Source organism: Kitasatospora sp. NPDC048722 (assembly GCF_040650235.1).
GTDB lineage: Bacteria > Actinomycetota > Actinomycetes > Streptomycetales > Streptomycetaceae > Kitasatospora.
The window spans coordinates 147,699-161,819 of the sequence record NZ_JBEZGX010000003.1 but is presented as its reverse complement, the minus strand read 5'-3'; the positions used below and the strand labels follow the sequence as shown (position 1 = coordinate 161,819).

Below are 14,121 nucleotides of genomic sequence, written 5' to 3'. Positions count from 1 at the left end.
GTTATTTGAGAATAACGACGTTATTCCGGGATTCCGGGAGGCGCAACCGCTTACCGGTCCAGGAAGCGCTTCGGCCCGTTCCGGACCCCGTCCGTCGGCACCGTCGCGGCGAACCAGACCACCTCGACGACCAGCCCCTCGTCGATCGGCAGGTCCGTCCCGCCGCCGTGACGGCCCGACTACCCCGGGGTCCGGACCGCCCGGGCGAAGCGGGAGGACCACTCGTCGAGCCGCTCGACCAGTTCGGGCGGCTCGACGACGGTGAACTCAGCACCGAGCGAACCGAGGGCCATGATGGGCCAGTTGAGGTCGTCGGCGGCCATCACGATCCGGCAGCGCCCCTCGTCGACCTCCTCGACCGCGCCCCACCGGCCGATCCGCTCGCGCACGCCCCCGGCCGGCGCGGCCACCACCGCCTCGACCCGGTACGGGCGGACGAGGCCGTTGACGCCCGCCCGGACGAACTCGGCGGCGTCGGCGGCCGGCAGCTCGCGCGGGGCGAACCGGCCGCCGCCACCCTCGGGCGCCGTGAGCCGGTCGAGCCGGAAGGTGCGCCAGTCCTGGCGGGTGAGGTCGTACGCCACCAGGTACCAGCGACGCCCCAGGCACACCAGCCGGTGCGGCTCGACGTGCCGGTCCGCCCGCCTGCCGTCCGCCGCCGTGTACGAGAAGCGCAGCCGCTCGGCGTCCCGGCAGGCCAGCGCCACCACCGTCAGCCCGTCCGGGTCGACCGGCGCCGCGAGCCGACCGCCCCAGTCGACCGGCACCGTCATCGCCCGCAACGCCTCCACCCGCCGCCGCAGCCGGGCCGGCATCACCTGCACCACCTTCGCAAGCACCCGCACCGACGCCTCGGCGATCCCCTCCACCGGGCTCTCCGCCGCCGCCTGGAGGCCCACCGCCAGCGCGACCGCCTCCTCGTCGTCGATCACCAGCGGCGGCAGGGCGGCGCCCGCGGCGAGCTGGTAACCGCCGTCGACGCCGCGCTGCGCCTCGACGGGGTAGCCGAGCTCGCGCAGCCGGTCGATGTCGCGGCGCAGGGTGCGGGCGGAGACGCCGAGCCGCTCGGCGAGTTCCTCGCCGGGCCAGTAGCGATGCGTCTGCAGGAGGGAGAGCAGCCGGAGGGTGCGAGTGCTGGTGTTCGCCATGACTCCGATTCTCCGCGCAATTCAGGTCAGGAAGTGGCCGCAATGGTCCCTACTGTGGTTCCTGTCCGAGGGAGCAGGAAGCAACACGGAAGGCGATCACCATGACCACCACCACCTCCACCGCTGTGGACAAGGCCACCGACATCACCGGCGAGCGCGCCGACCTCCTCGTGGCGCTGGCCAAGCAGCGGCACTTCCTGGGCTTCACCGCCCGCGACCTCACCGACGAGCAGGCCGGGCAGCGCACCACCGTCAGCGAGCTGTGCGTGGGCGGCCTGATCAAGCACGTGACGGTGGTCGAGAGGCTGTGGGCGGACTTCATCGTCGACGGCCCGTCCGCGATGCCCGACTTCTCGACCTTCACCGCGGAGGACTACGCCCGCCGCGCCGACGAGTTCCGCATGCTGCCCGGCGAGACCCTGGCCGGCGTGCTCGCCGCGTACCGGGAAGTGGCCCTCCGCACGGACGAGTTGGTCGCCACCCTGCCCGACCTGGGCGCGGTCCAGCCGCTCCCGAAGGCCCCCTGGTTCAAGGACGAGGCCTGGTCCGCGCGCCGCGTCCTCCTCCACATCATCGCCGAGACCGCCCAGCACGCGGGCCACGCCGACATCATCCGCGAGGCCATCGACGGCGCGAAGAGCATGGGCTGACGATCGACCGGACCCGCCGCGCCCGCCGGGCCGCAGCCGACCCGGCTGCGGCCCGGCGCCGTCGGAGCGACAGCGCTTCACCGGCGCCGGTCAGGCCGGGGTGATCCGGTAGGACGGGAGACCGCGGCGGCGTATCAGGAACTCGGCGACGACGAGGTTGGGGAGCCAGGCGAGGAAGGGCAGGACGGCGTACGCGGTGTCGAACACGTGCGCGCCGTCCACGGGCCCGTCGGCGGTGAGCGTCTGGAGGAGGATCAGGACGCCGAGCCACGCCCGGAGGGTGACGGCGGCGTAGGTGAGGGCGAAGCTGCGGATCATCCAGGCGCGGTGGTTCGGCAGGTCGCCCCCGCGGATGGCGCGGTAGGCGCGCCAGGTCGTCCACGCCCACAGCAGCGCGAGGCTGCCGAAGCCGAAGAAGCCGTCGAAGGCGATCGAGCTGACGAAGGACATCACGAGGGCGGCCGGCGAGCCGAGGCCGACGCCCGCCAGGTACACGCGGCCCGTCCAGCGGTGGACCGCGCGGGAGCGGCGCCGCAGCGCGGCGGAGAACTGGAACGGGCCGACGAGCAGCGCTACCGAGGCCGTCACGATGTGCACGTAGAAGGCGAGTTGGATGCCGAGGGGACGCTCGGCGTAGGTGGCGGCGAGGCCGCCGCGCGAGCCGTCGAGGGGCAGACCGGCCTGGGCGTAGGTGGCGACGACGTAGCCGACGATCCCCAGGGAGGTCAGGAGGACGACGGTCCAGGGGAAGCGTCCACTTCCGGGGCCCGTCCCCTCGGTGGGGGCGACGGCGGGCGGAGCCGTGGTGCTGGTCATGAGTGTCCCCGATCTGGTCGATGGAGCGTCCCCGGGCAGGGGCGGCGCGACCCACCCCCAATGTGGACACTGTGAACTTACGCGCGGATGTGGACGGCGTCAACATCCACCTCGATTCGCCACCCGCCCATCCTCAACCACTGTGCAGCACAAGAGAGTTCATGAGGAGAACCAGGCCGGTCCCGGTCGACGTGTTCACGCTGTTAACATCGAGCATGGATTCACAGCGAGCGGGCTACCACCACGGCAACCTCCGCGAGGCCCTCGTGCAGGCCGGCGTCGAACTCGCGCGCGAGGGCGGCCCCTCGACCATCGTGCTGCGCGAGACCGCGCGCCGGGTCGGCGTCTCGCCCAACGCGGCCTACCGGCACTTCTCCGCCCTGCCGGACCTCGTCGACGAGGTCGCCCGGGACTCCCGCCGACGCCTCGCCGAGGCCATGGACGCCGAGTTGGAGCGGCGCACGCCCGCCGCCGACCCGGGGCTCGACGCGGTCGGCCGCCTCACCGCCGTGGGCGAGGGCTACATCCGCTACGCCCTGGCCGAGCCCGGCCTGTTCGCCACCGCGTTCCCGACCGGTGGCAAGACCCCGGCCCCCGAGCAGAGCGGGCAGGACCCCGCCCCCGACGAGGAGGGCGACGAGGTGCGGCGCGGCCCCTCCGCGATCCTCCAGGAGGCCCTCGCCGCACTCGACGCCGCCGGCCTCCTCGCCGAACCCGCCGCGACCGCCACCTTCAACGCCTGGGCCGGCGTCCACGGCCTGGCCCTGCTCCTGCTCGGCCCCTACGCCGAACTCCCGGAGGAGACACGGGAGTCCGCCATCACCGACGGCGTCGCGTTCGTCGTCCGGGGCCTCACGACCGCGCAGGCAAGGAGCTGAAGCGGTCCGATGACGTTCAGGCCGGCTCGGCCACCGCCCGCGCGAGCGCCGCGACCGTCCGGCGGACGTCCGCCTCCGTCGTGCGCCAGTTGCTGAACGCCGCGCGGAGGGCCGGGACCCCGGCGTAGCGCGTCGGTGTGAAGAAGGCCTCCCCCGCGACCTCCGCGGCCAGGCCGGCGAGCCGCTCGGCGGTGGGGTCGTCGGCGAGCGTGAAGCAGACGACGTTCAACCGCACCGGCGCCAACAGGCGCAGCCCGTCGATGCCCGCCACCGCCTCCCCGAGCGTCCGGGCCCCGGCGACGCAGCGCTCGACGATCTCGCGGTGGCCGGCCCGCCCGTACGCGCGCAGCGTGAACCAGGCGGCGAGGGCGCGCAGTCGGTGCGAGTTCTCGGGGGTGAGGTGGACGAGGTCGGGGTGCTCGCCGAGCGGGCCGAGGTAGGCGGCGGCGTTCTGGAAGACGCGGGCCTGCAGGTCGCGGCGGCGGGTGAACTGCACGGCGCTGTCGTAGGGCACGTTGAGCCACTTGTGGAGGTCGACGCAGACGGAGTCGGCGAGGTCCAACCCGGCTACGAGCCCGGCGTGTTCCGGCGTCAGGGCGGCGAAGGCGCCGAACGCGCCGTCCACGTGCAGCCAGAAGTCGTACCGTTCGCGGAGCGCGGCGATCGCCCGCAGGTCGTCGAAGTCGACGGTGTTCACGGTGCCCGCGTTGGCCACGACGACGCACGGACCGTCCGCTGCCGCGAGCGCCCGCTCCAGCGCCGCGGGGTCGACCGCCTCGCGGCCCGCCAGCGTCGGCACGGCGGTGAGCGCCGAGCGGCCGAGACCCAACACGGACAGCGCCTTGGCGATGCTGGAGTGCGCACTGCCGGACAGCACCCGCACCCGGCCGAGCGCGCCGGCGCCGTCCTCGGCGACGTCCACGCCGAGGCGCTCGCCCAGCCACTCGCGGGCGATCGCGAGGCCGACGGTGTTCGACATGGTGGCGCCGCTCACGAACGTGCCGGTGTGCGCGTCGGAGAGGCCGAAGAGCTCGCGCAGCCAGCCGACCGTCTCGCGCTCCAGGTGCTGCCCGGCCGGGTCGAGCGAGGAGTTGGAGTTCTGGTCGGCGGTGGCGGTGAGCCAGTCCCCCGCGAGGGCCGCCGGGGTCGCGCCGCCGGTGACGAACCCGAAGTAGCGCGGACCGGCGCTCGCGCTCAGCCGCGGCTCCCAGCGCTCGGCGAACTCCGCCAGCGCCGCGCGCAGCCCGATCCCGCCGCCGTCCCCCAGCCGCACCGGCGCGGACTCCGCCAGCGGCGTGACCACCGGCCGCTCGTCGAGACCGCCCAGGAAGGCGACGGCCCGCTGCCGGGTCTCCTCCAGCAGCGCGGGCAACTGGTCCAGGTCGGCGGCGAGTTCAGGGTGCATGGGGTCACTCCGTGGCGGGGAAGATCAACTGTGTCCCGAGCGTATCGACCGGCGCACCGGCCGTCCCGGTCCAATTCCACCCGAGTGGACTGCTCCGGGCCGCGCATGGGCTAGCATGACCGCCATGACGACGTGCCGCGGATCCTGGTGGGCCCCCGATCGGGTGGCCTGACAGCGCAGCGCGTCATGTATCGGCCGTCCGGTGGGCGGCCGATTCGCGTTTTCCGGGGCCCCCGCTGGACTCGACGCCAAGGACGGCGAACCAGTGGACGACAGGACTCTCACGCACACCCCGGACCTCACCTGGCCGCGGCTGCTCGCCGCCCTGGCGGGCGGACACGACCTGCGGGCCGACGAGGCGCGGTGGGCCATGGAGCGCGTGCTGGACGACGACTTCCGACCGGAGCAGCTCGCGGCCTTCCTGATGGGCCTGCGGGTCAAGGGCGAGAGTGCCGCCGAACTGTCCGGCCTGGTCGCGGCCGCGCTCGACCACGCGGTGCCGCTGGACGTCGACGACGGCCGGTGCGTCGACCTCGCCGGCACCGGGGGCGACGGCGGCTCGACCGTCAACATCTCCACCATGGCCTCCGTCGTGGTCGCCGCCTGCGGGGTGCCCGTCGTCAAGCACGGCGGCCGCTCGGCCTCCTCCAGGTGCGGCACCGCGGACGTCCTGGAGGCGCTCGGGATCCCGCTGGACCTGCCGCCCGCGGCCGTCGCCGAGGTCGCCCGCCGGGCCGGCATCACGTTCTGCTTCGCGCCGGTCTTCCACCCGGCGCTGCGCAACGCCGCCCCGGTGCGCCGTGCGCTCGGCGTGCCGTCCGCGTTCAACCTGCTCGGGCCGCTGATCGGCCCGGCCCGGCCGCGCCACCAGGTGGTCGGCGTCGCCGACCTGCGGGCGGCCCCCGCGATCGCCGGCCTGCTGGCCGCTCGCGGCACCTCCGCCCTGGTGGTGCGCTCCGAGGACGGGACGGACGAGCTGACGACGACCGCGCCGGCCCGGATCTGGGCGGTCCAGGACGGCACCGTGACGGAGGAACGGCTCGATCCCGCCGGCCTCGGGCTCGCGCCGGCCCCCGCCGGGGCGCTCGTCGGCGGCGGCCCCGAGCACAACGCGCGCGTCCTGCGGGAGGTCGTGGCGGGCGCGACGGGCCCGGTGCTGGACAGCGTCCTGCTCAACGCGGCGGCCGCCCTGATCGCCGCCCGGCCCCGGCCCGGCCGGGTGGCGCCGCGGTTCCCGGCCGCCCTGCACGAGGCGCGACAGGCCGTGGAGTCGGGGGCCGCGCTGAAGGCGCTCGACGGATGGCTCACGGCGGTCCAGGACGTGCGGACGGCCGGATAGCGGCGATTCGGCCACCCGGCGCGAGGACATCGCCCGCCCCACGGGGGGAGGGCGGGCGACGTCCGCGCGCCGGGTGACCGGCGGGTTCCGGCTCCCCCCGGGCCGGAACCCCCGCCCCCACGCGGGCGAACCGTCCACCTGTGGTGCCGTCCCGGAAGCCGCCGCTGCCCTGATCGGAGACGGCCTGGCCGGGAACGGAAGCGGAGAACCGCGGCCGCGATCGCCATTCTGGGCACGGCACACCCACCCCCACATGGGGGACCGGCCCCCATCTTCTTACGCGCCCCGGGATCCCCCGGACCCACCCGGCTTGATCAAACTCTTGTGCGAACCGTCTTCCGGCTGACACGCTCTGTGCCGTGACCACTCCTCCGAGCGACGCGACGGCCGCGGCCCTGACGGGACGCTGGTGGGAGCCCGGCCTGCGCCCCGGCGAGCCCGCGTGTGACGGCCGCCCCGCGTGGGCCGCCTTCGTCGAGGAAGCGGTCGCGGGCGCAGGCGTGCCGCAGGTGCCCGCGGGCCCGATGCCGGGCACCACCGGATTCCGCCCGGTCGTGGCGCCGCTCGTCCGGACCGCGCTGACCCGCGTGCACACCGCAATCCCGCCGGAACTCGCCGGCCTGCCCGCGATCCGGGCCCGGTTCGCCGACGACCTCGCGGACGCCCTCACCCGGCAGGCCGCCCGCACGCTCGTCCTGGAACTCCACACCGCCCGGACGAACGGCCACCTGACGGGCCCCGCCTCGGAGGGACGTTTCCGTTCCTACATCGAGTCGACCGCCCACCGGCCCGGCCTGTCAGGCCTCTTCCGCGCCTACCCCGTCCTGGCGAGGATCCTGGCGCAGACCTGCCTGGCCGCCGCCGAGGCACTCACCGTCCTGCTGAACAGGTTCGCCGCCGACCGGGCGGACATCGTCACCACGCTGCTCGGCGGCACCGACCCGGGTCCGCTGACCGCCGTCCACCGCACCGGCGACCAGCACCGACGCGGCCACGCCGTCGCCGTCATGCACTTCGCAGACGGAGCAAGGGTCGTGTACAAGCCGCGCTCGCTACGGACCCACCACCACTTCAACGCCGTCATCGACCGGTTCAACGCCCAACCCGGCTCGCCCGGCCTGCGGGCCGTCGCCCTGGTCTCCCGGGACGGCTACGGCTGGACGGAGTTCGTCGACCGCCGCCCGTGCACAACACCCCGGGAAGTGGAGCGCTTCTACCTCCGGCAGGGCGCCTGGCTCGCGCTGCTGCACGCCTTCGACTGCACCGACCTGCACTTCGAGAACCTCATCGCGTGCGCGGACCACCCCGTACCGGTCGACCTCGAAACCCTCTTCCACCCGCCCGCACCGCAGCAGCCCGGGGAGTCCGTCGATCCGGCGGCCGTCGCCCTCGCCGCCTCGATGCACCGGACCGGCCTGCTGCCGCGCCTGATCCTCGGTGACGAACGGGCCGTGGACGCCTCCGGACTGGGCGGCGACGCCGGGGCCACCGTGCCCGGGGAGTCCGTGCGGTGGGAGGAGGCCGGCACCGACCGGATGCGGCTCGTCCGCCACCCCGGCGAACTCCACGGCGGTGCCAACCGCCCCACCCTCGCCGGCACGGACGCCGACCCGGCCGACCACGTCGGCGCCCTGCTCGACGGCTACCGCCTGGCCCGGCGCATCCTCGCCGACGACAGGGACGGACTGCTCGCCCTGCTGCCCGCGTTCGCCGACGACGAGACCCGCGTCGTCGTCCGCGCGACGGCCGACTACGCCACGCTGCTCGACGAGTCCACCCACCCCGACCTCCTGAGGAACGCGGCCGACCGGGACGCCCTGCTCCGGGACGCCCTCGCGGACGGGACCGACCACCCCGGCTGGACCGGGCTGGCCGACGACGAAGCGGCAGAGCTCTGGAACGGCGACGTACCCGTCTTCACCACCCGTCCGGGAACGGCGGACCTGTGGACCGGCCAGGGCAGGCGCGTGCGCGGCGCGCTGGACCGCCCGGCCCTCGACCGGGTCGGCGAGCGGCTCGGGCAACCCTGTTCCCGACAGGAGTGGATCATCCGCGCGGCCATGACGAGCCGCTCGACCACCCCGCCCCACGAGCCCGCCCCCACCCCGCCGGGGGCTCCCCGCCCCGGCGCCCAACACCCCTCCCCCGCCGACCTCCTGAACGCCGCCCGCACGATCGGCGACACCCTCCTCGACGAGGCCCACCGCTCCACCGGCCGGGCCAACTGGATCGGCCTCGAACTCCTGGGCGGCCGCTACTGGCAGCCCGCCCCGGCCGGTGCCGACCTGGGCGGCGGCTACCCGGGCCCCGCCCTGTTCCTCGCGCAGCTCGCCGGACTCACCGGCAGGGACCGCTACGCCGACGCCGCCCGCCAGGCCCTGCGCCCGGTGCCCGAACTCCTCGACCGACTCACGGCCCGGCCCGCGGAACTGCCACTGATCGGCGCCGGCGCGTTCGCGGGCCTCGGCGGCCTCACGTATGCGCTGAGCCGACTCGCCGTCCTCCTGGACGACCACGAGATCGCCACCTGGCTCGCCCCGGCCGTCCAACTGACCGCCGAAGCAGCCGAAGCGGAACACTCCCCCACCCTCGCCGAGGGCACCGCCGGCGGTCTCGCCGCCCTCCTGGCCGTCGGCAGCACCGAAGCCCGGCAAGGCGCCCGCCGCTGCGCGGACGCGCTCCTCACCCGCCCGCTCCCCGGCTACCACGGCTTCCTCACCGGAACGGCCGGCATCGGATGGGCCCTTCTCCGCTTCGCCGCAACCGAGGACGGCAGCGCCGAACACCGGCGAGCCGGGCTCGCCGCACTGCACTCGGCCGCCGCCTCACCGGTACGCCGAACGACCTGGTGCGAAGGCGCACCAGGCATCGCCCTCGCCATCGCCGACAGCGAGGCCGCCTCGACCGACGAACGGTTGAGCCACCACCTCAGGACCACCGTCGAACGCACGGCCGCAGCCCGCCCGCTCCCCACCCACAGCCCGTGCCACGGCGAACTCGGCGTCCTCGAACTGCTCGCCCACGCGAAGGACCCGGCCCTCGGCGCCCGCACCGCAACCCTGCTCGCCGCCCTCGACCGGGCCGGCCCGGTCTGCGGCACCCCGTCCGCCGTCCCGGCCCCCGGCTTCCTGACCGGGCTGGCCGGCATCGGCCACGGACTGCTGCGGCTCGCGTTCCCCGACCACACGCCTTCGGCGCTGCTGCTGCAAGCACCGATCGAACCACGGCCGTCGAACCGGACGCCGTGACCCATCAACGAGAGGAAGAGCCATGGACATCCACGAGACCGTCCGTCGCCGGACGTCCCCGACCGTCGCCCAGGAAGCGGCGCAGGACGACCCGATCGGCGCGATCCGCCTCCGCCCGGCGGCCACCGGCCTGCTCGCCCGCCGCGCCGAACTGATGGGCACCCGCGACCGCGGCAAGTGCACGATCGAGACCGTGACCTTCCGCTGACCACCACTCAACCGACGGCCGGCGCCGGGGAGCCCAAGGCCCCCGCCCGGCCGTCGGCACACCCCCACCAACGCACCCTCCTCAACCCACGCCCGGCGGAACCCACCCTCCCGAAAGCCCACCCCCACCCCAAGCCCCACCCCCGAGCCCCGCGCAGCGGCCCCTTCCCCAACCCCTGCCCCGGCCTCCGGATTTTGGCAATCGTTTTGTCAACTTGTTCATACGATCAACTACCCTGCCGACATGCGCATCACTTCGCCGGTCACCATCGGCCGTCAGGAAGAAATCTCCCTGCTGGAGAGATCCTTGACGCGGCTTCGGGAGGGCAACGGCCGCACGGTGTTCCTGATCGGCGAGCCCGGAATCGGCAAGTCCCGGCTGGTCGACCACTGCGTCCAGCGGGCGGCGGACCGCGGAATCCCGGTGCTGCGCGGCCGCGGCAGCATGACCGGCGGCGGGACCCCGTTCCGTCCACTGCTGGAGGCGCTGTCCTCGCACTTCCGCACCACCGCCCCACCCACCGACCCCGAACTGCTCCCCTACCGCTCGGCCCTGGCCCGAGTCGTCCCGGAGTGGCGCAACGCCGCCGCCCCCGGCCGGACCGAGAGCGTCGTCGAACTGGCCGAGGCACTGCTGCGCCTGCTCTCCGTGATCGGCCGGGACACCGGCTGCGTCCTCGCCCTGGAAGACCTGCACTGGGCGGACTCCGAGTCCGTCGCCGTCACCGAGTACCTCGCCGACAACCTCGGCCGCCTGCCCGTCCTCCTCCTCGCGACCGTCCGCCCGGACCCGAGCACCGCACTGAACCTCGCACGGAGCACCGAGCGCCGCCGGGTCGCCACCGTCGCGACGCTGCCGCCCCTGAGCGCTCCCGAGATAAGGGCCCTGGTGGCCGGCTGCCTGGACGCCCCGGCCGCCGACGTACCGGACGCCGTCGTCGACCGGCTGGTCACCCGCAGCGACGGCAACCCGTACCTGGTCGAGGAACTCCTCGCCGACCTCGTCGACTCCCGACTGCTGAGCACCGCCGGAGACGACGGCTGGCAGGTCACCGGCGACCTCGACACCACCGTGCCGACCACCGTCGTGCAGAGCTTCGGCCACCGCCTCCTGCAGGTCGACCCCCCGCTGCGCGACTTCCTCCTCCTCGCGGCCACCATCGGCCCGCGCTGCTGCGTCTCCGCCCTGCGGACCGTCACCGGACTCGACGACCCCACCCTGTTCATCCGCCTCCGGGCGGCGACCGAGGCGCACTTCCTCGTCCCCGACGACTCCTCACCGCACGACTACGCGTTCCGCCACGCGATCACCGTCGACGCCGTGCTCGCCGGCATCCCCGCCGCCCAGCGCGCCGCACTCGCCCGCCGGGCCGCCGACGCGCTGCGCGAGGACGGGCCGCCGACCCCCGACCGGTGCCAGCTGGTCGCCGACCTGCTCGTCACCGCGGATGACCGGCCGGGCGCGGCACTGCTGCTCGCCGAGGCCGGCCGGCTGACGATGGCAGACGGTGCCTCGGCGTCGGCGGTACTGCTGCTGGAGCGGGCCGAGTCGCTGGCGGGCCCGGCGCACCGGGCGGAGATCACCGAGTCGCTGGCGTACGCGCTCGCCGAGGACGGCCAGTTGGACCGGGCGTTCGCGCTGGCCGGCACGCTGCCGACGCTCGGTTCGACGACGCTGGCCGCCGACCGCATGGTCGCCCTGCACACGCGGCTGGCCTGGGCCGCCGTCGTGGCCGAGCGGGGCGCGGAGACGGTCGCCCAGGTGGCCGCGGCCCGGTCCCGGTTGCACAACGGGGGAGCACCGGAGCAGGCCGCCGCGCTGGCGGTCGTCGAGGCGCACCTGGCGCTGCTGCCCGGCGAGGAGGAGCGGCTGCCGGACGCCGAGCGGCTGGCCGAGGAGGCGGCGGACATGGCCGAGCGGGCCGGGCTGCCGGTCCTGGCCTGCCAGGCCTGGCAGGTGCTCGCGATGCTCTCCCGCACGCACGGCTTCGACGTCGCCGACGGGTGCCTGGAGCGGATGCTCGCCGTGGCCGAGACGCACGGGCTGCCGGGCTGGCGGTTCGAGGCGCTGATCCGGCTGGGCGGCAACGCGTTCATGCGCACCGGCGAGGCGCGGCGGCTGGAGCAGGCGAGGGCGGCGGCCGAGGACCTCGGCTCGATCGTGCTGAGCCAGCGAACCGAGGGGTTCCTGGCGATGCACGCCGTCCTCTCGGGCGACCCGGCGGCGGCCGAGGAGATCATCGGGCGCTGCCTGGACGCGGCCGGCCGGATGCGCAACCACGCGACGCACCGCTACCTGCTGCTGACCTCCGCGACCCTGGCCGCCCACCAGGGACGGCGGCGCACGATGGAGCACGTCCTGCGCGCGTTCCGGCAGGCGGGCGGCGAGGGGTCGCTGCTCACACCGGTGATGCTCGGCCTGTGCCGGGCCATGTGCGCGCTGCTGGAGGAGGACCGCGCGACGGCCGACGCCGAGTTCGCGGCGGCGGCGGCCTGGGAAGCCGAGCACCCGAACGTCTACTTCCTCGCCGGGCGGTACGGCCTGCGCCCGCTGCTGGCGGTGCTGGCCGGCACGGCGGGCTGGGCCGAGCACGCCGCCGTCACCGCGTCGCCGGGCGCCGAACTCGCGTGGAACCGGCAGTTCCTGGACCTCGCCGAAGCGGTGCTGCTGGGCCGGGCCGGCCGGGCCGCCGAGGCCACCGAGGCGGTCGCCCGGGTCCGGCGGGACCCCAAGCGCTTCCCCACCGGGCACCACCTGGGGCTGCGCCTGGTCGCGGAGGCCGCGCTCGCCGACGGCTGGGGCGACCCGGTGGCCTGGCTGCGGACCGCCGAGGAGTACTTCCACGCGCTCGACGTCCCGCCGGTGGCGGGCGCCTGCCGGGCGCTGCTCCGGCAGGCGGGGGTGAACGTCGCCCAGCGCCGCAGGGGCTGCGAGCTGATCCCGGCCGGGCTGCGCGCCCAGGGCGTCACGCCGCGCGAGTACGAGGTGCTGGCGCTGCTCGTCGACCGTCCGGGCAACCAGGACCTGGCCCGGCTGCTGTCGATCTCGCCGCGCACGGTCGAGAAGCACCTGGCCAGCCTGATCCAGAAGACCGGCCGCCCCGACCGGGCCGCACTCTGCCGACTGGCCGCGGACCTGGCCGTGCACGGCTAGGGGCGGGACGATCACGGCGAACCGGGCTCAGTGGCCGCGCTGACCGGGCCCGCCGGCCTCACGAACCGGCCCGGAGTCCGGTCACCGGGACACCTCGTCGAGCAGGAAGTCCGCGGGACAGCCGTGGTGCGCGCGGTGCAGGACGCGCAGCACACCCGCCGAGCCGGTCAGGTAGTCGCACGCGCAGCGCGGCAGGTCCTCGCCGGACACGCCGAGGCGCGCGGACCCGTCGCCCCGCAGCGGACCGGGGCGCGCGGCGGGCTCGGAGAGGAAGGTCCCGCGGACGAGGTCGAGCCGGCGCAGGGCGGTTTCCCGGTAGGTCCGGTCCCCGGTGATCTCGGCGGCGTCGAGCAGGGCGTCGGCGAGGCCGGCCATCCCGGAGCCGCAACCGGGCAGGCCGGACCGGCCGGCGTCCAGGGCACGCAGCACGGCCCGCGCGTCGTCGAGGCCGCCGTAGCGCAGCAGCACCCTGGCGATGCCGGCGCCGCCCACCTCGACGTGCGGTTCCCTGGCGCCCTCGTGCTCGAACACGGGCATGCCGTCGACGAGTCGGGCCTGCGCCAGCTCCCACGCGAGGGCGGCGCGGCCGAGCCGCAGATGGCTCTCGTCGCCCGTGACCTGGTACATCCTGAGCAGGAACATCGCCACGCCGGCCTGGCCGAGACCCAGACCCGTGAGCGCGCCGTTCGCGGAGAACCCGTCGAACTCGCCGACCTTGTCGAACTCGCTGACCTTGTTGAACTCGTCGAGCCAGTAGGCGTGTTCGCCGTCGTGCCGCACGGTCTCGCGCAGCGCCCGCGCGCAGTCGAGGGCGGCGGCGAGGTCGCGTTCGTCGTGGCCGCGGACGTAGAAGCGCAGGTTCGTCATGCCGACGCCGGCGAGGCCGTAGTAGAACGTGTGATCGCCCGACTCGGCGGCCCGCCGGTTGGCCAGTGCGAGCAACGTCCGGGCCTGACCGCGGAATCCGAGCTCGTCGGAGGTCCAGGCGAGGCCGGCCAGGCCGTTCATGAGGCCGCCGGGGTACGTCGCCGGGTCGACCGCGTCGAGCCGCTCGCGCAGCCACTCCTTCCAGCCGGGCCGGAGCGGGACGCCCGAGGCGTCCAGCGCCCACAGGACGCCGCTCGCGCCGAAGCCGAGGCTCAGCGGGTTGGTGTCGTGGGCGGACGGGCAGGTGGGGAACAGCGTGCTGCACGCGGGGTCGGCGGCGGCCGCGACGAAGGCCGCGATCCCGGCCACCGCCGTCCCGAACTCGTCCGGTTCGTCACGCATGTCTTCC

At 75.0% G+C, this 14,121-nt stretch carries 10 protein-coding genes; 6 read left to right on the top strand and 4 right to left on the bottom strand.

Annotation, left to right across the window (positions count from 1 at the left end; genetic code table 11):
• Window positions 1-179: 179 nt before the first annotated feature.
• Window positions 180-1,148, bottom strand: coding sequence for a YafY family protein (locus AB0C76_RS04125; protein ID WP_359959341.1), 969 nt, complete (start codon window positions 1,146-1,148; stop codon window positions 180-182).
• Window positions 1,149-1,249: 101 nt separating this feature from the next.
• On the opposite strand from AB0C76_RS04125, the gene AB0C76_RS04120 reads away from it, so the two are divergent.
• Window positions 1,250-1,798, top strand: a complete 549-nt coding sequence (locus AB0C76_RS04120) for a DinB family protein (protein ID WP_359959339.1) — start codon at window positions 1,250-1,252, stop codon at window positions 1,796-1,798.
• A 90-nt stretch (window positions 1,799-1,888) separates the two neighbouring features.
• Here the strand turns inward: AB0C76_RS04120 and AB0C76_RS04115 are convergent, their stop codons facing one another.
• Window positions 1,889-2,614, bottom strand: a complete 726-nt coding sequence (locus AB0C76_RS04115) for a DUF2306 domain-containing protein (protein WP_359959336.1) — start codon at window positions 2,612-2,614, stop codon at window positions 1,889-1,891.
• A 215-nt stretch (window positions 2,615-2,829) separates the two neighbouring features.
• Between AB0C76_RS04115 and AB0C76_RS04110 the strand changes: the two genes are divergently transcribed.
• Window positions 2,830-3,492: a TetR/AcrR family transcriptional regulator gene (locus AB0C76_RS04110; RefSeq protein ID WP_359959333.1), complete on the top strand. Its 663-nt coding sequence runs from the start codon at window positions 2,830-2,832 to the stop codon at window positions 3,490-3,492.
• 16 nt (window positions 3,493-3,508) lie between these two features.
• Here AB0C76_RS04110 and AB0C76_RS04105 read toward each other — a convergent pair whose 3' ends face one another.
• Window positions 3,509-4,897: a pyridoxal-dependent decarboxylase gene (locus AB0C76_RS04105; RefSeq protein ID WP_359959331.1), complete on the bottom strand. Its 1,389-nt coding sequence runs from the start codon at window positions 4,895-4,897 to the stop codon at window positions 3,509-3,511.
• Between the two features lie 265 nt (window positions 4,898-5,162).
• Here AB0C76_RS04105 and trpD point away from each other — a divergent pair, with 265 nt between their 5' ends.
• The 4 genes from trpD (at window position 5,163) to AB0C76_RS04085 (ending at window position 12,845) form a co-directional block, all read left to right on the top strand.
• Window positions 5,163-6,236: an anthranilate phosphoribosyltransferase gene (gene trpD / locus AB0C76_RS04100; RefSeq protein WP_359959328.1), complete on the top strand. Its 1,074-nt coding sequence runs from the start codon at window positions 5,163-5,165 to the stop codon at window positions 6,234-6,236.
• Window positions 6,237-6,595: 359 nt separating this feature from the next.
• On the top strand, window positions 6,596-9,484 hold the full coding sequence (locus AB0C76_RS04095) for a type 2 lanthipeptide synthetase LanM family protein (RefSeq protein ID WP_359959325.1): 2,889 nt from the start codon (window positions 6,596-6,598) through the stop codon (window positions 9,482-9,484).
• 22 nt (window positions 9,485-9,506) lie between these two features.
• Window positions 9,507-9,692 carry a hypothetical protein gene (locus AB0C76_RS04090; RefSeq protein ID WP_359959322.1) on the top strand — a complete coding sequence of 62 codons (186 nt, stop codon included), beginning with the start codon at window positions 9,507-9,509 and terminating at the stop codon, window positions 9,690-9,692.
• 243 nt (window positions 9,693-9,935) lie between these two features.
• Window positions 9,936-12,845 (top strand): AAA family ATPase, encoded by a 2,910-nt coding sequence (locus AB0C76_RS04085; RefSeq protein WP_359959319.1) that lies wholly within the window; start codon window positions 9,936-9,938, stop codon window positions 12,843-12,845.
• An 81-nt stretch (window positions 12,846-12,926) separates the two neighbouring features.
• On the opposite strand, the gene AB0C76_RS04080 is transcribed toward AB0C76_RS04085, so the two are convergent.
• Window positions 12,927-14,114, bottom strand: coding sequence for a lanthionine synthetase C family protein (locus AB0C76_RS04080; protein WP_359959316.1), 1,188 nt, complete (start codon window positions 14,112-14,114; stop codon window positions 12,927-12,929).
• Between the last annotated feature and the right edge of the window lie 7 nt (window positions 14,115-14,121).